We start from the raw sequence: 20,442 nt of genomic DNA, 5'->3' as shown, positions 1-20,442 counted from the left end.
GATCTTGATGGTAACTCTTTGTACTTGGCCTGCCTCAGTAAACACTAAGGTTTTGTTCAGCGAACCATCAGCAAAGACATTAATTACTTGTGTACCTTCAGGCAGGACCTTGACAGGGACATACTGGTGATGGGATAAATTGCCATCAGATGCTTCTATCAGAATGGTGTAATCACCCGTATCATTGTTCGTTGGCAGCCATTGCCCAGTCTCATTAAACGGTGCACTGTAATATATGGTTAGTGTGTCATTATCAGGGTCTGAAGCGTTTGCTGATAAGCTTGCTGTTTGGCCTGCTATCGCAATAACCGGTTTCATTGGCTCGAGGTATGGCTGGTGGTTATCGCTGCCTAAGGTTGCCATGATACTGTACGGAGAGCCTGCACGCTTAACTACAATCTCTGCTCTGCCATCATCATCAATGTCAGCAATCGCTGGCGAGCTGCCGATTAAGCCACCAAAACTGTAATTGAACAACTGCGTACCATCACCGTTAATAATATGCAAGATTGACTTGTTGTTCTCAGGAATAATAATCTCATTGTCACCGTTTCCGTCGATGTCGGCTATCACCGGAGCAATATTAGGACTGTGAAAGGTTCTGCCATTCGTGTATTCACAGTCTATTCGTTGACCCTGGATGTCAATGCAAACCACGCCACCTAACTCTTCTTCGGGATCATAGCGATCGAGATTAGCTATGGCGACTGTCGTGGGGCTGTGGAAACCCAAGCCGATAATCTTCTCTAAACTACCTGTTGCACCATCAAAAGCATAAAAGGTATCTGCACAGCTCCGGTATGCACTGCAATAATAAGATGTTGTGCTCACCAGAATTTCATACCGATTATCTCTATCATAATCGTAAATAGCTGGAGCGCCTTGCAACGCTCCGTACGAATTCTGCCATTTCAGTTGTAATTCATTATTCGCAAAGTCAAAGACCTTAATCCCGTAATAGGTCGAAACAATAATCTCAAGATTATCGTCATCATCAAGGTTAGCTACCGAAACACCACCAATACTGCCACCATTGCCAATAATAATACTATCTGCTATTGCGTACGTATTACCATTATCACGGAGCACGTACAATCCTCCATCCCAATCATCTACCGTTGTGCTTAATTCATCCGTAAAAATAATCTCAGTTCTTCCGTCATAATTAAGATCTTGTGCTACTATACCTATCCCTATGCCGCCTCTAACCCAATCATTAAGACCCTGGCTGTAATGTGCCGGAACTGTATAACTCCATCGCTTTGATAGTTGGAGATTATCACCAGAAGGTTGGGCATCAATAAGAGACACCGTACCATTCGCTAGGCCAACAACTATTTCTTTTTCTGCATCACCATCAGTATTAGCAACAACTGGAGGACCATTGGCTGCATCACCAACAAATAATTCTCCGATCTTCTTCTCTCGTAGTATCTTTCCTTCTTTGTCGGTCTCAATCACAAACAACCATCCTTCAGGATGTTCAGGAGTACCATACACACTAAAGAAGACGGTCTCAAGATTACCATCACCATCTATATCTGAAACTACAGAACGAGAAAACAAATCTTCAGTCCCACCAACACGGAACAGAAAATCCAACTGCTCAACATCACGAGCATTCTGCATGTCACCTTTGAGTAAAGTAAACCCTGTTCGTCTATTATCGTGCTGGTAGGTGGGCCATTGAGGATCGTAGAAGGCATATATTTTTTTTATATATTGGGCTTCGATTGCTTTATATCGAGAATTTACATCAGGAAAATCTAGATCATAGCTATCATGCACCCAAAATACTGGCGTATCATTGAGGAATCCATAACCTATTAAAACTGCAGCATGAAGGGGTAAGAAATCTAAATAATCATGTGCCTCAAAATGTGCATAAAGTGCACCATAGGTTCTTAACGCAGATTCAATCGCTTCTTTTTTCGTTGCTATTCCAACAGATCTATAGCCTGGGAAATAAAATGATGGATCAACGGTATAGACAAATTCATGAGGGTCATTAAGTTGTGTATCACCTCGATTGAACCAATCAGAGGGGGGATTAGTGATTATATCGGCGTATGCTTCTGTATTCCAAGGGACACTTTCATGAGTTACAAATATATCTTGAGCTGGAGCATAGAAATATTTCAAGCTTAGAAACCAATGTCGGTCCATATAAACTTGTTCTAGTTCTCTTGGGTTATGCCCACGTTCCGTTCTATTGTTAAGGATATTTTGGTAAGTTGGTAAGACCTGACCGGTTTCTAAACTCAGCCAATCTGCGGTGGTACTCGAACCGTAACTTAAGCATTTGAGTGATGTCCTTAATCCCGTTGTTCCCCAATCACCTTCTTTAGGCTGGAGAATTGGATTAACGTAGTCCGTTATCCAACTGATATTATCTGCGATTTGGTGCTTGAAAGGTAACTGATCCCATCCTTCAACCAAAAATAAACTATTTTCTTCAATTGTTTGTTTTGATACAGGAACAGTTGGTGTGTCAAGGCCTGCTAAAACAGAAGAGGCACCGATGGATGCAAGAATCGTAAACAATAAAAAACGGAGGAGGAGAGTCATACTAAATCATCTCTTTTTAGATAAAAATAAAGGATTATGTTAATGATTAGTACACTAAAAAAAAACACTAAGTAATAAATTCCTAAAAGGAGGAATAAACCATACTGAGACTCCGCACCCAAAACATGAAGAATCAAGGATATTGAAGAAAGCAAAAAAATAGTTAAGGGAGGAACCATAAAAATAAAGTACTTGTATTTTTTTTGTGAAAAAGCAATTCGCGTAGTTATAACTGAAAAAAATAAATAAATTGTTGCAGGAATAAAGAAAAGAATTAAATACCATCCGCCATCTGTTATAATTCCACTAGTAAAGGTTAGATAACCAATAAAAATCAAGAACAAGAAAGCATAAATAATTAAATTAAGCTTCAAACTCAATAGCCATTTCTCCTTATTTGTTAAACTCCTTTCTTCCATTTTTAGCTACCCCTCTTTACTTCCACCTGAACAATATCATAGGCTTCAAACGGCATGTTGCAGAACCGTCGATGATCACAGAAATTAAACGTGATTGATGCAATCTGTAAAGAAACATCCTCATTCAAGACAAAGACAGAAGGCTTGCTGGCATTGCTCTGCTTCGGGTCATACAATCTCTTGGTGGACACGCCGTTAATGCGGAAGAAACAAGCCTTGGTATTCCGATCACAGTACAGCAAATCAATAACGTATTTTTCCTTATCAATGATATAGCCACGTTGAGTATCCAGGCGTGCACCAATCTTCATGCTCGTTTTATCATAAGAATCAAACTTTTTGTACATCATATTCGTGAAGTTCTGGTGCACTCTAAAGTACTCCCGGATAGAGGGGGTGTGCATCGTTTGGTTATGAATGGTTGTTGCAAAGGGAAGCTGTGAAGGATCTGGAGAAAACGGCGTTAAAATTGACGAAGTATCCAGAGCTGTCGTGAACAATATACTATCAAGCAATACGCTTACCACAATCAACAATAACATGCTTTTTTTCATGGTAACAACCCCCAAGAGAGTGGTAAATTCAATAAAGTTTATATGTCTTTCTGAAAAATAACCGGAAATCTTTCGCAGTTTTTGTTTTTTGCAAGGAAAAACAATAGAACGAAATTAACCAAACCACTTACCTAATCCTTCTTGGCGCTCTTTTTCCTTTCCAAAAACGCTCTCGATGTGCATTTTGACCAGTTCAAGGCTTTGCTGGAGATATGCTGAAACGTGATATTTTTTTGCAAGGCTGAGGCTTGGTTCGAGATATTTCGTGACCGAACCTTCAGAAATAGTAAAAATGAGTTTTCCTTTACAACGGATACATTGTCCGAGCAGTGGAGGTCTTCGATACTTTTCATTGCAATTAACACAGCGGAATTGCTGTTGTGAGAACTTTCTCAGATTTCCTTTAATGTCTTTCAAGAAATGCTTTTCAATAACTAATCGGGCAACGTCCTGCTCTTCAACAGCGCGAATTTTCTCAGCAAGCTCCATTTGCCCTTTTAATTTCTCTTCCATACTTGGTAGTGTCTTGTAAGCAGAGCAGGTAATGCCTGCATTGATATTAGTAGTGTGGTGGGTAAACCCCCAGTTGTAGTATTGCGCAGGCGTGTGCAAACGATCTACTAATCGTTCTATCTTTATGTTCCATGCAGGTTCATAACGCATGCATGCTTCGTAAAACTCTAACGGATAACGCCAGACAACATCCACGTCAAAGACCATGTCATCTACCTCTGAAGGAACTAAACGAGAGGTCATAACGAGGGGCGCGTCTTGGGTGCTTCCTCGATGTGCAGGAAGATAATGTCTAGAAAAATTTAGCAAGACGTCCAACAATAACATACTGCACGCCTCATCTCCATCAGTATCCCTTCGTGTCGCTGCATGTACCATGGGATGAGCAAAAAGTCCTTGCGTGTCAGAGAATCCAATGATCCTATTTATGATCCCCGCAGAGGTGTGTGGTGCTAAGGTTAATACTAAATGACCTGCAAGATCCTTGTAGTTGCCAAGGCAGTAGTATGGTGGAAGTCCGTAAAGCTTCTCAAGAAGCTCGTCGACAAAAGCAGCGATGTGAAAAAAAACAATCTGGGCGCCGGCATCCTGGGAGCCTACAGACATTGGCAGGATAATGTCTTGTGGAAACAGTTCAAGAATTTGCTGGTTGTTAGTCAACGGCGCATCATAGATGTCGTGGGTATATCCCATCTCCTGAAGTCGTTGAACGCTCGTCCCTATCTCTATTGGTTTGAAATGGGTGATGGGAAGTTGCGTCATATCAAAGCGGCAGGTACCGTCTTTATTGACATAAACATCGTGCTTTGCACGCAAAATCCCCTTGAGAAGGTGCTCGGGGATGTGGTCTTTGTTCGAGGTCCCCCGAACCCCTTTAATCAAATCAGGGTAAGTCTTTGTGTCAAGTTTTTTCAAGAGTGCATCAAAATATTTTCCAATCTCTAATTTTTGCGTCGTCCATGTTGCACACTTTCCATGACGCTCACACTCTGGTTTATCAAGGAGACCGCAGGTTTTACAATGGTACTTTCGCTGTGTTGGTAGATCGCAACGTTCACACACACTCAAGATGGTTGATGATTTACAGGCAGCACAATAATAGAGGGGAAAATCTGCAGTGATGTGCCCCAATTCTAAGGCCGCCTGGAAACTTCGAAGCTTTCCTCCCTGTTCTCCAACCGGAAAGAGAATATGCGGGCTTCCTGTTAATTTTCGGAGTTTTGCTTTCTCAGGTCTTCCCATCCGTGCTCCGATAAATGTGCCCGATTTGTCTCGTTGAGGCAATCGCGAAAACTCTCCGATAAGCATCAGAAGGTCCTCGGGGGTTGACGTCGTCATTGACGTACTGACCTGTGCTTTGATCTTTGCTTGTTGTTCGGTGTCTCCCAAAGCAAAAAGGTTTGCGAGTACCGTTCCATGATCCTTATCGATGATGACAAACTCGTTATTGATAACCTGGTGGGGAAACCCTATTGATTCCAGGACACTTTTTGCTTGCTCGTGGTTTTGGGTGAGAGGAAGAATGATCTTCTGTATGTTTTGAACATCTCCCTCATAACTCGCTTTAGCTAACCACTCGATGAGGAGTAATAATTGTTGCTTAGAAATCAATCGCCAGTGATATGTATACCGTGGATGGAGGGGGATTTGCAGCTTCTTTGTTAAAATAAGTGCCGTACCGCCATCCATAAACGTCGTCGTTGGATGACGCATAAACGTGCTGAGTAGTTCTGCGTCAAGTTCAGTATAACTAGCCAGCTTTTGCGTATCTAAAGATCCAAAGAGGTTAACGGTTGCTCTTTCCAATTCTTGTGCGTACCATTCCTCACAATACCCACAAGGAATGAGGGGGTGTGCTCTGTTCAAAAAATCTCCATAATTCACGAGAAAATCTCCTAAGAACAGAATCTGTGATACTTTTTTCGCACTTTTCTTTGCCGAAATCTCGTCTTGCAAAAGAACAACTGAACCGTCATCAAGTTTGACAATAGGACCTTCAATAGTATCACAGACCGTTAATGCGCATGCCTTTCCCGGACGCTCGACCTTTAACTGAGTGCCTGTGCCGATGTATTCGTTAAGAATGTGCATGGTGGCAGGATGGATACTTACGGACGAGTAACCTGAAACGCGAGAGCGCCCATAACGCAAGCGAAATCCGCCAACATGAAGCGGATGCGCAAGAACCGGTCTTCCGGCAACAAGATCTTTGATATAGGTATAATCTGCGCTAACGCTTGTTTTTGAAGTGCTTTTTGTTTGAAGATGTGCTTTAATATTTTTTTGAAGTGCAATAAATGCCTCTAAAAAACCCCAATGATCTAATGAAAAATCCTTTCCCCACTTTCCAAGCTGCTTCCATAGTTTCGGTGCTTTTTGTGCTAAACATTCACCGATAACAAGACACGGCCCATTTCTTACCGTGTTGGTCTCGATCCTCGGAAGATCTTTGTAGTTAGAGACTTCTATTTTTTCTGAAGGGTCTCCATCGATTTGCACTGGCAAATGTTTCACCAAAAATTCAATTTCCTGCTCGCTGGGAAGATACTGCAAATTAGTTACTCGTTCATGATAATCGTAGAGTTCAGTAATCATACGCTTGACTTCTTGTTCTGTTGGATCGTAGGAAGCGTATCCCATCTTTTTCCGAACATAATCTGCGATGAGGACAGAAACTGAAGCTCCGGTTCCGCCGGCACTTCGAATAGGTCCAGAGTACTGCAAAGCGAAGTACTCTTTTCCGTCTGCACGCTGGCGGATTTTTATTTCAACAAATCCCTCTAAGGGTGATGCAACTGTCCCGAGTGTATGGTAAGCAAAACCAACACGAATGCCAACCTCCATTGCTTCTTTTTTGTCTTTAAAGGTACAGAATTTCTCATGAGCAATCTCCTCTGCAATGACTAATGAAATTCGCCAATCAAGTGCGCCATATTCTTGCTCTAGTTCTTTGATGCGTTTTGAAATACCCGATCCAATGATCTGGGGTGCCGCTGCGCTAATAAGACCTTCAACACGCTCAGCCATATCCCGCGCAAGAGGAATTTCTACTTTTGCTTCTGGATCGTATCCTTTTTTCCTTGCATGTTGAGCCTGAACAATAACCTTGTCTACCTCCTGCATAATTTGTTCAAAATATTGGTCTATTTGTTGGTCCCGTTTCATCTCATTCACCAAACTTAAGCACTTTAACCTGTCTCGTCTGTAAGTTAGTAACAATTAAACGACAGGGTTGTGGATTGATTCCTAGTTTCTCTTGGAAGGGCGTTTGGGGAATCCAACACGAACAGGCCAGCATGGTAACATTTCGGTAGATGTGCGCAGATGAACGATGGAGGTGCCCCGTAATGAAAAAATCTGGTACCGTATCAATAACAAGTGGATCGCTTTGATACGTAGGAAGGTATAATGTTGAGGTATGTGATGGTGCTAAATGTCGTCGCTGGAGAAGAAACTTCATGATGAGGTCGGTTCGATCTTGTCCTCCTTGAAGACGAATCGAGTCAACATTACTTGCGTAATAGGGGAAACTGTAGCCGTGATACATCAGTACATCAAATCCAGGAAATTCTTCACTTGCATGAATCCTAACCAATGCAGGATTTGAAACAAGATGAACATTAGGTAATGCATAAAGCTCTTCGATATATTCTCTCGGAATCTGGGGTTGAGGCTCTGCCAAGCGAACAGCGTCATGATTACCGGGGCAAAGAACGATCTCTAAAGAACTTGGAAGTTGTTTTACTAATTGAGTAAACTCGTTATACTGCGCCTTGATATCGGGAATTTCTAAATCCTTATCTTGTCCCGGATAAATGCCGACCCCTTCAACTAAATCGCCAACAATAAATAAATAACGTACTTTTCGAGCGAGGTCGCGTTGTGTCTCAGAACCGGTTTGGCCGTTAATCCACTGTATAAACTTCAGAAATTCGCTTTTTAAAAATGCTTTTGCACCGACATGGAGATCTGCAACAAATGCGGCATAAACTTCATCGGGCGCCTTTTTGAACTCCTTATCAAGAGGAACGTCGGGTAGAATAAGTGAACTCACATACACCATACTTCCATTAAACGTTCCTACAACACCGACCATCTCGTCTAAAACCAGTTCTTGAGCAAGTGCAATGATCTGCCGATTATCCTTATGGACAACCGCCTTAATCATTCCAGTTGGGTCTTCCATGGTGAGGAGGATATTGCCTCCCTGCGTCGTCTGCTTGTCATGAACAAGGCCGATAAACATGACATTTTCCTTGTCTTTTTTTTGGGTCAAACGACTTATCGACAGCGGACGTTGGAGCTCTCGTCTGACTTCCAAATATTTCTGAAGGGTGTTATAGCGCGCAGTGAAATGTGCTAAAAAATCCGGAACAGATACTTTTTTTGTTTGTTCTCCATACGTCATGCGAATGGTAACGCCTTTTTTCGCGGTTGTTTCTTCAGTCTCCTTCATTACCTTTTGCTCTGATGTGTATTTGGTTTTCAGAATGTATTCAAAAAAGCGCCGGTAGCCAATGGGGTCTTTTCCTGTTTCCTCCAATGCCCGCAAATGCTCAAATTCGATCCAATTAATATCAACAGTTCCTCCGTCAAAAAGTGACGTTGCCTCGTTTGTAACAACTAAAGGGGAACTGTCTTTTTGTGTTTGTAATGTTTGTAATTTTTGAAATCGTTCTTGGTGAGAAAATATTGCGCTGAGATTCGGAAGAAGGGATGAGCTAATTAAAAGGTTGTTATCCAAAAAAAAGTCTACTGCTTTTTTGTGTGTCTCGTGATCTGGTTCCACATGCGTCCCCTAATATCAGATTGCATCTATAGATCATAGCAAAGGACACTAATAACCGTAACTTTATGTCCTTTGCTTATTAGGAAAAGACATACAAATTATTACGAAAATTAATGTCTTTTCCTATAAAATGGTCTATGAAAGTTACGGTATAATCTGAGGAAAAATAGATTATATAGATGATACGGAATTAGATGTCGAGGGAGTGTTTTAATGCCTCTTTAATTTTAGGTATTGTTGATGGTGAGATGGCAAGACTAATCTCTCTTGTTCGCCCATATCTTCCCTTTGAGATTACTTTTGCATTGATGATGCCGAACATGTCCAATTCTGCAATAACATCAGACACTCTTCTTTGTGTTAAAGGACGTAGCCCACACAACTTGCAGAGTTCGTGATAGGTGTCGTATATATCTCCAGTAAAGATCGCTGTTGGTTTTGTTTTCCCGTAAACAGAAAGTATTGCATAAAGGGTTGCTTGAACTTGTTTTGGTTGTGTCTGAACAAGATCAAGAACTCTGTCGCGTTCTATCTTTTCTTCTGCACGGTCGATATGGGTTATCTCCACTACCTTTTCTTGGTCTCTTTCTGCAAGTTCTCCCGCTACACGCAAGAGCTCAAGCGCCCTTCTCGCATCTCCGTGCTCTCTTGCAGCATATGCAGCACACTTCTCAATAACTCCCTCACTGAGAACGCCCTCCTTAAATGCATTTTTTGATCGCTTTTTCAAAATATGTTGCAGTTGAATGGCATTATAGGGTGGAAAAACAACTTCTTCTTCACTTAACGAGCTTTTAACACGCGGATCAAGGTTGTCAACAAAGACAAGATTATTCGAAATCCCGACAAGGGTTATTTGAGCATGTTTTAATTCTGTGTTTACCCTGGTAAGATTGTATAAGATCTCGTCTCCAACTTTGCTCACGAGTTGATCTATTTCATCTAAAACAAGGATAATTGTTTGTTTTTTGTAATCGACAACACGATAGAATATGTTATATATTTCGTCGGTGGGGAGCCCCGTCGGTGGTATCTCCTTTCCAAATTCTCTTGCAAGTTGCGCAATGAGCCGGTATTCGGTGTCTGCAACGCGTTTGAGTTTGCAGTTGAGGTAAATGGCCCTTAACGGAATCTCACGCTCTTTCGCAACCTGGGTTATCTGATTTGTTGTGTATCTTACCGTTAAGGTCTTACCACACCCAGTTTTCCCATAAACAAAGACATTGGACGGCTTATCTAATTTTAAGGCAGGAGCAAGGATATTTGCAAGTGATTTGATCTCTTCATCCCTGTGGAGGATTGTTTCTGGTGTATAGGTCGCTTGAAGCACCCGTTTATCTTTAAACAACGGTTCTTTGGTTAAAACACCTTCAAAAAATTCAACTAATTTGTCCCCCATCATAGTCAGTTCCATAGGAAGCGTTACTATAAATACCTTTCCATTCGGGGCCACTACCCACCCCCCAATTTCTTATGGAGTTATTGTGTGTGGTGGGTATCGTAATTAAAAAGCAACGTTTATGTATTGTATAGGTAGTATGAGATATTATATATAGTAAATATAGTAAAATAAACTGGGTTGTTTGGTAAGAGAAGGGCGAGGTTTTTGTGTAATAATTTGTTTCTTTGTATGGGGGTTATTATTAATATATGGTATTAGTAGAATAGAATAAAACTTGATTGGTTTTACGTCTTTAATAGATCTCCCCACTAACATAAACAAAAATTTAGTTTTTTAAATGATTTTTTTGATAAAGAAGATTGTTATTGTTACTTTGAACGTACTAATTAATGATAGGGTTTTTTAAAATTAAATTATATTTATTAAATTATTACATTTCTTTTAAGCTACTAGATAAGGTTATCTATTTATAATCATAAAATAAACCTTTTATTTGAGTTACAACATCTACAAGAACCACAGTTCCATAAGAAATGGGGGTGTGTCTGTAGGTATCTTTTTTACAAACAAGCTTTTTAAAATTTACTTCCGATAACTTTATATACTACTTATTCCTCAGTTTATTAAAAAGGGAGGTAGGTAAAATGCCAGATTTGGAAATTGTTATTCTTGCAATTATTATCGGTGTGCTTGCTGCAATAGTTTACAGTTTACGTATTTTAGTGCTTCTCGAACGGAGAATCGCGCGTATAGATACGAATATTGAGCGATTGACAACGAAAATTATGGAAGAAGAAGTGAAGATTGAGGTAGAAGAGCAGAAAATTGAAAAGGCATTACATGTGCGCAAACGGAAATAAATCTTTTTTTTATTTATCTACATTTCTTCTCAACCGACAAACCAAACAAACTTATTTAAACTACCCCCCCTTTCTTTTCCTTATGACTGCACGAGATAAAATACTCGAATTTGCCCGTATTCATGGTCCGGTTTTACCGATAGAAATTGCAAAAATATTACAGACCGATACGATCATTGCAGGCGCCCACTTGTCCGAATTGGTTGCATCAAAACGAATGTTCGTGTCGCATGTTAAAGTTGGGGGAAGCCCAGTTTATTACCTTCCAGGACAGGAGTATAGACTCCAACAATACACTAAAAATCTTCATGAAAAAGAACAGCAAACATACACTTTATTGAAAGAGAAGCGGGTTCTCCGAGATCGTTCATTAGACCCTTTGACAAGGGTTACTCTTCGTGCAATGAAGGATTTTGCAAAGCCGCTTGAAGTTGATGTTGACGATAACAAGGAGTTATTTTGGAAATGGTATCTGTTAAGTACCCAAGATGCGAGCACCATCATCAACCAAGCATTAGGGAGGGGACCCTTACCGATAGAGAAGCCAACGCCTTTTGAACTTCCTCCAAAGCCTACCCAAAACCCCACCCCAAACCCCGTCCACAATACAACAAAACAACCAGTACCAATACCACAAACACTGGAAAACATAGAAAAAAAGGAAACAGAAACAAAAGAAAAAAGTCTTCCTTTACCAAACATTTTACCGGAACGGTTGGTAGAATCACCGCAACAAAAACAGCCGCCAGCATTGTCGCCGGAGTTGTCTATCCCTAAAATCCCAGAAGAACAACCACAACAACAAAAACTATCGAAAGCGCCAGCAAAACCACAAATTTCAGCAGTCAAAGAACCGTCTCCCTCAGAACAGGGAAAGAAAACTGACATAACGGACGCTTTTTCCAAACATGTCGAGCGTTTTCTTACCCGGAAAAATATAACCGTCATCGAAACACAAATTAAACGGAAGAATAATGAGGTTGATTGTGTCGTCAGCGTTCCCAGTCCCCTGGGCAGTATTCAATTTTATTGTAAAGCACGAAATAAGAAAAAGATTGATGAGGGAGATCTCCATAGTGTTTATGCACAAGGACAGCTTCGAAAACTACCTATTCTCCTCTTAAGTCCGGGACTATTAACTAAAAAAGCGCAAACTCTTTTAGAGAAGGAATTTTGTGGGATTACGTTTGTTCCCCTTTCTGGATAACAACCCCTGTCATATCGGGTAGGGAAAACAAAGGTTTAGCAATGGGCGTCCAAATCACTGAAATCCTTTCAATGAAAGAAATTTCTCTTGAAGGCCTTTCAGGAAAGGTCATTGCCGTAGACACGTATCTTTTCCTCTATCAATTTTTGACCACCATTCGTGGGAGAGATGGAAGTCCGCTGACCGATGCACAAGGAAGAGTTACTTCACACCTCACCGGGATATTTACGCGGACGTGTAGCTTACTTGAAATGGGCGTCAAGTTAGTCTATGTTTTTGATGGTAAACCTCCATTATTAAAAGAAAAAGAGCGAGAAAGGAGGAGTCAAGCAAAAGTCGATGCGTTAGTGCGTTATGAGCAAGCAGTGAAGGAGCACGATGTTGAGGCCATGAAAAAATACGCTGCCCGAACCGTACGGCTTAGCTCAGAAATGGTGTCAGAAGTCAAAGAGTTGATTCAGGCATTAGGTCTTCCGGTTGTAGAAGCACCGTCCGAAGGAGAGGCGCAGGCCGCAGAGATTGTTAAGCAAGGGGATGCGTACGCTGTTGCTTCTCAGGACGCTGATGTTTTACTTTTTGGTTGCCCACGCTTGATCCGCAATGTGTCTCTTGCAGGGAGAAGAAAAAAAAGTTCCCGACTCGATTATCAAACAATAACACCAGAGCTTATTGATCTTTATGAAAATTTACGTTTATTACAACTTACCCAAGATCAACTGATTGTACTCGGCATGCTTGTGGGCACCGATTATAATCTCGGCGGCATCAAGGGTATTGGACCAAAACACGCACTTACGTTAGTACAACAATACCGTACTGATTTTGATGCATTATTCGCTCATGTTCGCTGGGACGATACTTTTTCTTATCCGTGGAGAGGTGTTTACAATCTCTTTCGTCAAATACCAACAACAAAGAACTACACCTTGGTGTGGAAACCAATCGATGAGAAAAAAGTACTGGACATTCTTGTTCAAGAACACAATTTCAGTCAAGAGCGAGTACTCCACACCCTAGGGAAAATCACTGAGAAAACAGCAGCAAGCAAACAACGGCAGTTAGGAGAGTTTTCTTAGCCACCATCTTCTCATGGTGATATTCGTTGAGGTGCATTCTAAGCACCAAAAGAGTAAATTATTAAGGTTTAAATTTATCGTGGGTGATTGTCATGTCAAGAATACTAGATTTAATTCATCTTCAGAAGGTATATACCGAAGAAAAGATCGCCGACATGCTTGATTCAGATTTGGCAGATGAGACAAGAGCATACACTGCATTTATACAGATTCTTAGCCAAAAGATAGTGATTGTCAAAGCATTTCAGACTGCTTGGGAGCATGGATCTCTTGAAGATATAACTCGAAAATTTAGTGAGGTAAAGAGGATTAATGATCGGCTGATTACTACACTCAATGATTTAGTGGTCGAGATAGGAAGAGACAGAGAGGTTACAAAATCATTTTTCTACAAAGTCCTGAAAGACAGGCTGAAGCAGTTTAGTATACGGGAACTAACTGGTGATGCAAGGCTGCTCTATTACAAGCGCCTCCAGTATCTGGTTGCGAGAATAAATGATGATTTAAAGGCAATATCGCGGCTAATCTCAGAGCAGAACGAGTATATAAGACAAAACAGGGTATCCCAAGCAGCCAGGGAGTTAAAGATGCATGGTGAATTCTTTAGGCTGGTGTATGATGAGTCATTAAAACAAAAAGAAATACAGAGCAACATAATAATAATCCTGAGGCAGCTTAATAACATAGCTACCTTGGTTAGGCGGGAAACTATTGATGAGAGATTAAAGCGTCTGAGATTTGCGAAAGTTGCTCCGAACAGTGTTGATATGAGACGATTTGTCAGGGGTCCATACACTGAAAGGTTTCCTGATCCAGATGAGCGTGAGTCAGAACAGGTACTGAATGAAAGTGTTGCCGAGGGGGCGCTTCACATAATCGTCGCAAAGGTCGATGAGGTAGTTGTAGGGGGAATAGTCTATAGCATGTTTGCTTATGATCTCTTGGAGAAAGGCACTGCAAATAAGGCTAGCGAAAAGCCGGCAGCATCAATAATCTTCTGGACCTGTGTAGTCCAAGGATTAAGGGAACGTGGCATTAGGTTTGTCGGCAGCAGGCTTGTGGAAAAGTGTAAGAAGGACCTGGCAGCACGGGCGTCTTATTCTGGCATGCAATTGAACTGTATCTTGGCAGAAATAAATGATCCAGAGAAGATGTCAGCAGCAGAGCTTCAAGCAGAGGCAATGGAACCTCTTAAAAGAATTGATTTCTGGCAGAGGCATGGCTTTAAGAAACTCTTTAAAGGCTATGTCCAACTAACGTCAGACCCAAAGAAATTTGTCTATTATTGTACGTTATTCGCTTTTCCTGCGTCTGGTCGATGGGGGATTCAGAGGTCGGTGAGCAGAGCTGAGTTGTATTCTATCTTGGTCGGCTTGCAGATTTCCAATAATGGCTACAAGGATGAAAAATCTCTTAGAGGATATAAGCCTTGGGAAGATATGGTTGCGGCGCTGAATTCACAAGAAGAATATCCGTTTAGGCTCGCTGCGTGAAAGAAACCTTCTTGGCTTTAGTTAAGAGTTGAATTTCACTGCTTAAGCAGCGTAACGCTGGCGGTTTCAACTCCCAAGTAGCCGCTTTAATTATTTAGGGTAACTTTTATTAATCGTGTGCAACTCCGGTCAACTATGCCCACGACACAGTACAACCTTGTCGCTTACCAGAAAAGTGTCTCAGCCTACAGCGCTCAATTTCAGACAGTGAAACTTCCCGATGGGAAACAAAACATCTTTGTCCTGATTCCTTTCAATGACCCTGCAGCTTATTACTCTTTAGCTCCATTTTCTCACGCAGCCCATACCCACGGCTATGATCTTTTTGTTGTCGGGTATGAAACGATCCCCCCGGCAATTACCGCATTATTTTCATTATGGCGTACGACTCAGAGGTTGCGTCGAGGAGAAAGTTCGCCAGAGACAAAGGCCCTCCACGAATTTATGAACCTCGGCGTTGAGCTACTCGGTGAGAATTTTAAAGAGTTATTCGACGAACCCGAGCTGATACTTGAGGCAAGGAATAGTTGCTTTCTCTGTACCAATGGAAGTCACAAAGGATTATCCTTTCCCCACCATGCTGGTTGGTTTCAACCATACCGAGAAGAAGAGCTTCAGCAAACAGCGCGAGGAATCTGGAACCAAGTATTTAATCTCCAGCCAAATGAACGTGTTGGTCTTCATGGGGAGCTTATCCCTCTCGACAACATGCGAGATGCCCCTCTTGAAGATTATTTAGATAATTTTGCTCTTGTAAGGAACATGGCAAAGGCCATTGAAGGCCGGCATGCGTTTACTATAGAGTGGAAAACTTCTCGCGCATCTATGGTAGATAAACCACCAAGGATTGCAGAACTCAAAACAACGCTGGCTGGGTGTGAACTCTGCAAAGAGAGCGACGAGGAGATATTTCGTGCTTACAACCCCCTTTCTCAACAATTTACCTTATCTTCCCTTCTTCCGTCGGATGCAGTCTTTGCAATCCATGGCAGGGGTTATTACGGGAAGCATCTTTTTGGATCGGTTGTTGGTTATCCGGGTATCGGCAACAAAACAAGATGGAGCACGCCCTCTGCAATGATCTATCGTTTTGACTGGAACCCACAAACAGCCCTGGACTCTCGAGAGCCGTGCTCGCGTATTGGTTTTACTGAAACAATCCCGATTGATGAATTTATCCAAACGTGTAATGTTGACTGGCTTGCGATGAAAAAAAGAAATGATGCTATCAAAGCTGTACTCCAGCATTGTACTCGGGTGGTTGTTGAAGGAGAATCTCAAGTTATTAAAGGAAGGAAATTTCGCACGTCATTTACCGTCTATCTCGTTGGAGAGAATGGTAAGCGCTATTGGCCACGTGGATCTGACATTGTCATTCGGTCAAAGATCCATCAGGAATATTATCAACGAACAGGCATTAAGGCAGGCACTATGGCAAATCTTCCCGGAGGAGAATGTTTTGTAACACCGGCATGGATGGAAGGTACACTTCTCGGAGATTGTGTCATTTGTATAGACGAGAGCATACCTTTAAACCCGAACGACCCGTTTGTTGTTCGATTCACCAGAAAGGGATATGAAATTATCAAAGGCCCAACAGAAGTAATGAAGACATTCACCAAACAGAAACAGGATTGCTGGCAGAGGATTACCGAGATGGAGCAACATCAAAGCCTTCCTCGAGAGATCATTGAGCAATACAAACAGAACATGGAAAACGTTGGCGAGTTTGCCATTAACACAAACCCCTATGCCCAACGTTCTCGCTATCTTATTGTTAACGAAAAATTAGCTGGCATGATTCATGTTGCTTTAGGATCCGGATTTGAACCCGAACGAGCAACACTTTACCATAACGATATTGTTCTCGATGCTCAGCGACAGCAGTTGACGATTACAGCAGTTGACGAGCACGGAAAATCTTACCCACTGATGAGTAAGGGAAAGCTCCTTGTGGGAGTGTAATCTGATGAAGTCCCTCGCCAGTACCAAAACTTTTATAAATGAAACGAGATTCACCATACAAACGCATAATGCGGCGTTAATAACAAAGAACTTGTAGTTAAATGCCGCTAGCAAGTAAAAAAGTGTTCAAAGCGCTTTTTTTTAGCAAAAAAGAGTGAATAAAGGCGCTTAAATCGGAAATAGGCCTGAAAAAAAGCCTTTCAGGACATTTGGTGCAAGCCCATTCTGAAAGGAAGGCTTTATCAATAGGCTTTTTTACTCGGGAAAAACCCAGAAAGAGAAAGAGAGACCGCTCTCTCACCTAAAACCATGTCAAAAAGAAATGCTCCTCGAAGAGGAAGTTTGCAATTTTGGCCGCGCGTTCGAGCTAAACGGGCCTATCCGCGGGTGGGCACTTGGGCAACGATTCCAACGGCAAAGTTGTTGGGATTTGCCGGTTATAAGGTGGGGATGACGCATCTTTTGATCGTGGATAATAAATCAACATCAAAAACAAAGGGTCAAGAGATTTTTTGTCCGGTGACTGTTCTTGAATGTCCGCCCCTTAAAATTGCGGCATTGCGTTTTTACAAAAAAACATTGTCTGGTTCTGTGGTTGTTGCTGAGGTTCCTGTTGTCGTTGATGCTGAGCTTGGAAGAAAGATTACCGTGTCAAAAAAAGATCTTAGTCAAAAGCTTGGCGACGTTGAAAAGACCTTGCAACAGTATGACGATCTCAAGATTCTTATGTACACCCAACCAAAGCTAACGGGTTTTGGAAAAAAGAAACCTGAACTCTTTGAGGTTGGTATCGGTGGTTCGCTCCAGGAAAAGTTTGCCTATAGTAAAGGGTTCCTTGGTAAGGAAATACCCGTTACCGCAGCATTCCAAGAGGGACAATTTATCGACGTTCATGCAGTTACTCGTGGTAAGGGTTTCCAAGGCCCACGAAGGCGCTTTGGAGTTATGCTCAGGAGCCATAAATCAGAGAAAAGCAGAAGGAATCCAGGAAACGTTGGACCGTGGACACCAAAAAAGGCTTCTTGGCGAGTTGCTCACGCAGGAAAAATGGGGTATCACAATCGTGTGGATTATAACAAATGGATCATCAAAATAGGAGATCAAGCAAAGGACATCGTTCCTAAAGGCGGCTTTCTCCGCTATGGAAACGTTAAAAGTACCTATGTTTTAGTCAAAGGGTCTATTGCAGGTCCATCAAAGCGATTAATTCGTCTTACTACGGCAATAAGGGCCCCAACACCGCATCATGAAGCCCCAACCGTTGCTTATACGAGCTTAGCATCAAAACAATAAGATAATCTTGTCTGTTAACGAAACTTACGCATCATGGCACCGACAAACAACATGAAAGGAAGCAAGGAGCTTAAGCAGATGAGCATTTCCAATACTGAAGTAGGGACGGTATCCCTGCCCCAACAGTTTGAGGAAGAGCTACGACCGGACTTAATTAAGCGGGCCGTGCTTGCTGTCCAATCGAATCGACGACAGAGATATGGGGCTTATCCTGAAGCAGGAATGCAGACCTCGGCAAAACTCTCCCGTCGAAGAAGAGACTATAAGGGGTCTTATGGTCATGGTATCTCTCGTGTTCCTCGAAAAATTATGTCACATAGTGGGACCCAGTTTAACTGGGTTGGTGCATTTGCCCCTGGAACGGTTAAAGGAAGACGTGCACACCCCCCAAAAGCAGAAAAAAGCTGGGCAAAATATATTAATACAAAGGAACGAAAAAAAGCAATTCGGTCTGCACTCGCTGCAACCGTTATGCCTAACGTTGTTGCCGAACGTGGACATCACCTTCCTGAACACTACCCGTTTGTGGTAGAAGATAAGCTCGAGGATATGGCTAAGACAAAAGAAGTTGTTGCAGTACTTGCCTCATTAGGCTTTTCTCAGGAACTTGCACGTGCTTCCCAGAGAAAGGTGCGAGCAGGAAAGGGTACGATGCGAGGAAGAAAATATAGAACGAAGAAAGGTCTTCTCGTTGTCGTTGGAAAATCCTGTCCTTTGCGCAATGCAGCCAAGAACATTCCTGGACTGGATGTCGCATTAGTCCATCGCCTTAATGCAGAACTCCTCGCTCCGGGTACAGCATGTGGAAGAGTTACCCTCTACACAAAAAGTGCCATAGAAGCACTTCGAAAAGAACGTTTGTATTTATAGCAGAACGATCAACAGGATGATGACCATGGATCCCTACCAAATTGTTAAAAACCCACTGTCAACAGAAAAATCGATTCGTCTTATAGAGTCTCAAAACAAGTTAATTTTTGTAGTTGATCGTCAAGCGAAAAAACAGGAGATCAAGGAAGCAATCGAACAACTATTTCGGGTAAAGGTTCAGCACGTAAACACCGTTATTACGCCTCATGGCCAGAAGCGTGCCTATGTTACCTTTCATAAAGATACTCCTGCACGTGATGTGGCCACAAATCTCGGAATGATGTAATACCATGGGAAAAAACCTAATACAACAGCGAAGAGGAAGAGGAACTTCAGTCTATCGTGCTCCAAGTCACCGGTACAAGGGATTTATTACCCATAAGCCGTTCAGACAGGAAACTGCGAAAGGTGTTGTCACCGACCTCATTCATTGTGCAGGTCATTCTGCCCCCCTTGCAACGGTTCGATATGAGGATGGCGAGCAAGCACTCATTCCGGCAGCAGAGGGTCTTGCTGTTGGCGAAGCAGTTATGACTGGAACTGAAGCAGAGGAACGGGTAGGAAATACCATGCATCTCAAGAATATCCCTGAAGGAACGCTTATCTATAATATAGAGCTGAACCCCGGTGATGGGGGCAAGTTCGTACGATCTTCAGGAACATTTGCTCGAGTTGTAGCGAAAACAAAAGGAATGATTACCGTATTATTGCCATCAAAAAAGAGACGAGATTTCCTCCCCGACTGCAGAGCAACCATCGGAATTATTGCAGGGAGTGGTAGACCGGAAAAGCCATTTGTCAAAGCAGGGAAAAAGTATCACGCTGCAAGGGCAAAGAACAAACTTTATCCGAGAGTGGCGGGTCTTGCGATGAATGCTGTTGACCATCCTTTTGGAGGAAGTAGAACCTCTAAAAAAGGTAAGCCAACCGTTGCACCACGAAATGCTCCTCCGGGCCGTAAGGTTGGAAAGATACGCCCACGAAGAACAGGGTGGTTACGAAGATAATTTGAAGAGAAGTTGTAGTGAACTAAGGTATCAACGATGAAAAAAGAATTTACCTATCGCGGAAAAACAATCGAAGAACTTCAGGCCCTGAGTCTTAAGGAGCTCATGAACCTTTTCCCTGCACGACAAAGGAGAAGCTTATCCAAAGAGCGTCCTCTCCTTCATAAGCGATTTTTCCAGAATCTGGAGAAAAGAAAAGACAATGTCAAAACCCAATGTAGGGATATCATTATTATGCCCTCAATGATTGGAAAAACCGTTCGTGTATATAATGGAAAAAGTTTTGAGCCTGTAATCATAGTTCCAGAAATGATTGGCCACTACTTAGGCGAATTTGTCCTTACCAGAAGAAAAGTTGCCCATAATGCGCCTGGTATCGGAGCAACCCGATCGAGTGCAAGCCTGTCTGTTCGTTAAAGATACTCT

General features: G+C 42.1%; 16 protein-coding genes. 10 read left to right on the top strand and 6 right to left on the bottom strand.

Annotated features, from left to right (window positions below; translation table 11 throughout):
- From HYW21_06365 to HYW21_06340, 6 genes are all read right to left on the bottom strand, one after another.
- The coding region (locus tag HYW21_06365; GenBank protein ID MBI2548947.1) for a VCBS repeat-containing protein at positions 1 to 2,568 on the bottom strand (2,568 nt) is incomplete at its 3' end.
- Positions 2,565 to 2,987, bottom strand: a complete 423-nt coding sequence (locus tag HYW21_06360; protein ID MBI2548946.1) for a hypothetical protein — start codon at positions 2,985 to 2,987, stop codon at positions 2,565 to 2,567. The genes HYW21_06360 and HYW21_06365, both read right to left, overlap by 4 nt.
- Positions 2,988 to 2,989: 2 nt before the next feature.
- Entirely contained in the window at positions 2,990 to 3,541 is a 552-nt protein-coding gene (locus tag HYW21_06355) for a hypothetical protein (GenBank protein MBI2548945.1), read from the bottom strand.
- A 114-nt stretch (positions 3,542 to 3,655) separates the two neighbouring features.
- Positions 3,656 to 7,219 (bottom strand): DNA polymerase II large subunit, encoded by a 3,564-nt coding sequence (locus HYW21_06350; protein ID MBI2548944.1) that lies wholly within the window; start codon positions 7,217 to 7,219, stop codon positions 3,656 to 3,658.
- Between the two features lies 1 nt (position 7,220).
- Positions 7,221 to 8,843, bottom strand: coding sequence for a metallophosphoesterase (locus HYW21_06345; protein MBI2548943.1), 1,623 nt, complete (start codon positions 8,841 to 8,843; stop codon positions 7,221 to 7,223).
- A 190-nt stretch (positions 8,844 to 9,033) separates the two neighbouring features.
- Positions 9,034 to 10,245 carry an ORC1-type DNA replication protein gene (locus HYW21_06340; GenBank protein MBI2548942.1) on the bottom strand — a complete coding sequence of 404 codons (1,212 nt, stop codon included), beginning with the start codon at positions 10,243 to 10,245 and terminating at the stop codon, positions 9,034 to 9,036.
- Between the two features lie 644 nt (positions 10,246 to 10,889).
- On the opposite strand from HYW21_06340, the gene HYW21_06335 reads away from it, so the two are divergent.
- The 10 genes from HYW21_06335 (at position 10,890) to HYW21_06290 (ending at position 20,433) form a co-directional block, all read left to right on the top strand.
- Positions 10,890 to 11,105 (top strand): hypothetical protein, encoded by a 216-nt coding sequence (locus HYW21_06335; protein MBI2548941.1) that lies wholly within the window; start codon positions 10,890 to 10,892, stop codon positions 11,103 to 11,105.
- Positions 11,106 to 11,187: 82 nt separating this feature from the next.
- Positions 11,188 to 12,312: a hypothetical protein gene (locus tag HYW21_06330; protein MBI2548940.1), complete on the top strand. Its 1,125-nt coding sequence runs from the start codon at positions 11,188 to 11,190 to the stop codon at positions 12,310 to 12,312.
- Between the two features lie 41 nt (positions 12,313 to 12,353).
- Positions 12,354 to 13,388, top strand: a complete 1,035-nt coding sequence (locus tag HYW21_06325) for a flap endonuclease-1 (GenBank protein MBI2548939.1) — start codon at positions 12,354 to 12,356, stop codon at positions 13,386 to 13,388.
- A 92-nt stretch (positions 13,389 to 13,480) separates the two neighbouring features.
- The gene (locus tag HYW21_06320) at positions 13,481 to 14,881 is read left to right on the top strand and encodes a hypothetical protein (GenBank protein MBI2548938.1); all 1,401 of its coding nucleotides are present in this window, start codon (positions 13,481 to 13,483) and stop codon (positions 14,879 to 14,881) included.
- A 135-nt stretch (positions 14,882 to 15,016) separates the two neighbouring features.
- Entirely contained in the window at positions 15,017 to 16,846 is a 1,830-nt protein-coding gene (locus HYW21_06315; protein MBI2548937.1) for a hypothetical protein, read from the top strand.
- Between the two features lie 309 nt (positions 16,847 to 17,155).
- Complete coding sequence (locus tag HYW21_06310) at positions 17,156 to 18,139, top strand: 50S ribosomal protein L3 (protein ID MBI2548936.1); 984 nt, start codon at positions 17,156 to 17,158, stop codon at positions 18,137 to 18,139.
- 78 nt (positions 18,140 to 18,217) lie between these two features.
- The gene (locus tag HYW21_06305) at positions 18,218 to 19,009 is read left to right on the top strand and encodes a 50S ribosomal protein L4 (GenBank protein ID MBI2548935.1); all 792 of its coding nucleotides are present in this window, start codon (positions 18,218 to 18,220) and stop codon (positions 19,007 to 19,009) included.
- A gap of 25 nt (positions 19,010 to 19,034) precedes the next feature.
- A complete protein-coding gene (locus tag HYW21_06300; GenBank protein MBI2548934.1) occupies positions 19,035 to 19,295 on the top strand; it encodes a 50S ribosomal protein L23 in 261 nt (86 codons plus the stop codon).
- Positions 19,296 to 19,299: 4 nt separating this feature from the next.
- The gene (locus HYW21_06295; GenBank protein ID MBI2548933.1) at positions 19,300 to 20,016 is read left to right on the top strand and encodes a 50S ribosomal protein L2; all 717 of its coding nucleotides are present in this window, start codon (positions 19,300 to 19,302) and stop codon (positions 20,014 to 20,016) included.
- 36 nt (positions 20,017 to 20,052) lie between these two features.
- Positions 20,053 to 20,433 (top strand): 30S ribosomal protein S19, encoded by a 381-nt coding sequence (locus HYW21_06290; GenBank protein MBI2548932.1) that lies wholly within the window; start codon positions 20,053 to 20,055, stop codon positions 20,431 to 20,433.
- Positions 20,434 to 20,442: the final 9 nt, after the last annotated feature.

It is taken from the genome of Candidatus Woesearchaeota archaeon, from assembly GCA_016187565.1.
Taxonomy (GTDB): domain Archaea; phylum Nanobdellota; class Nanobdellia; order Woesearchaeales; family JACPJR01; genus JACPJR01.
This window is presented reverse-complemented; position numbering and strand designations above follow the sequence as displayed.

Excerpts from the sequence above, each read along its gene's own strand:
- HYW21_06335 (MBI2548941.1), top strand. The coding sequence starts at position 10,890 with ATGCCAGATTTGGAAATTGTTATTCTTGCAATTATTATCGGTGTGCTT.
- HYW21_06300 (MBI2548934.1), top strand. The coding sequence starts at position 19,035 with ATGGATCCCTACCAAATTGTTAAAAACCCACTGTCAACAGAAAAATCG.
- HYW21_06360 (MBI2548946.1), bottom strand. The coding sequence starts at position 2,987 with ATGGAAGAAAGGAGTTTAACAAATAAGGAGAAATGGCTATTGAGTTTG.
- HYW21_06290 (MBI2548932.1), top strand. The coding sequence starts at position 20,053 with ATGAAAAAAGAATTTACCTATCGCGGAAAAACAATCGAAGAACTTCAG.
- HYW21_06305 (MBI2548935.1), top strand. The coding sequence starts at position 18,218 with ATGAGCATTTCCAATACTGAAGTAGGGACGGTATCCCTGCCCCAACAG.
- HYW21_06330 (MBI2548940.1), top strand. The coding sequence starts at position 11,188 with ATGACTGCACGAGATAAAATACTCGAATTTGCCCGTATTCATGGTCCG.
- HYW21_06295 (MBI2548933.1), top strand. The coding sequence starts at position 19,300 with ATGGGAAAAAACCTAATACAACAGCGAAGAGGAAGAGGAACTTCAGTC.
- HYW21_06340 (MBI2548942.1), bottom strand. The coding sequence starts at position 10,245 with ATGATGGGGGACAAATTAGTTGAATTTTTTGAAGGTGTTTTAACCAAA.
- HYW21_06315 (MBI2548937.1), top strand. The coding sequence starts at position 15,017 with ATGCCCACGACACAGTACAACCTTGTCGCTTACCAGAAAAGTGTCTCA.
- HYW21_06320 (MBI2548938.1), top strand. The coding sequence starts at position 13,481 with ATGTCAAGAATACTAGATTTAATTCATCTTCAGAAGGTATATACCGAA.
- HYW21_06350 (MBI2548944.1), bottom strand. The coding sequence starts at position 7,219 with ATGAAACGGGACCAACAAATAGACCAATATTTTGAACAAATTATGCAG.
- HYW21_06325 (MBI2548939.1), top strand. The coding sequence starts at position 12,354 with ATGGGCGTCCAAATCACTGAAATCCTTTCAATGAAAGAAATTTCTCTT.
- HYW21_06355 (MBI2548945.1), bottom strand. The coding sequence starts at position 3,541 with ATGAAAAAAAGCATGTTATTGTTGATTGTGGTAAGCGTATTGCTTGAT.
- HYW21_06310 (MBI2548936.1), top strand. The coding sequence starts at position 17,156 with ATGTCAAAAAGAAATGCTCCTCGAAGAGGAAGTTTGCAATTTTGGCCG.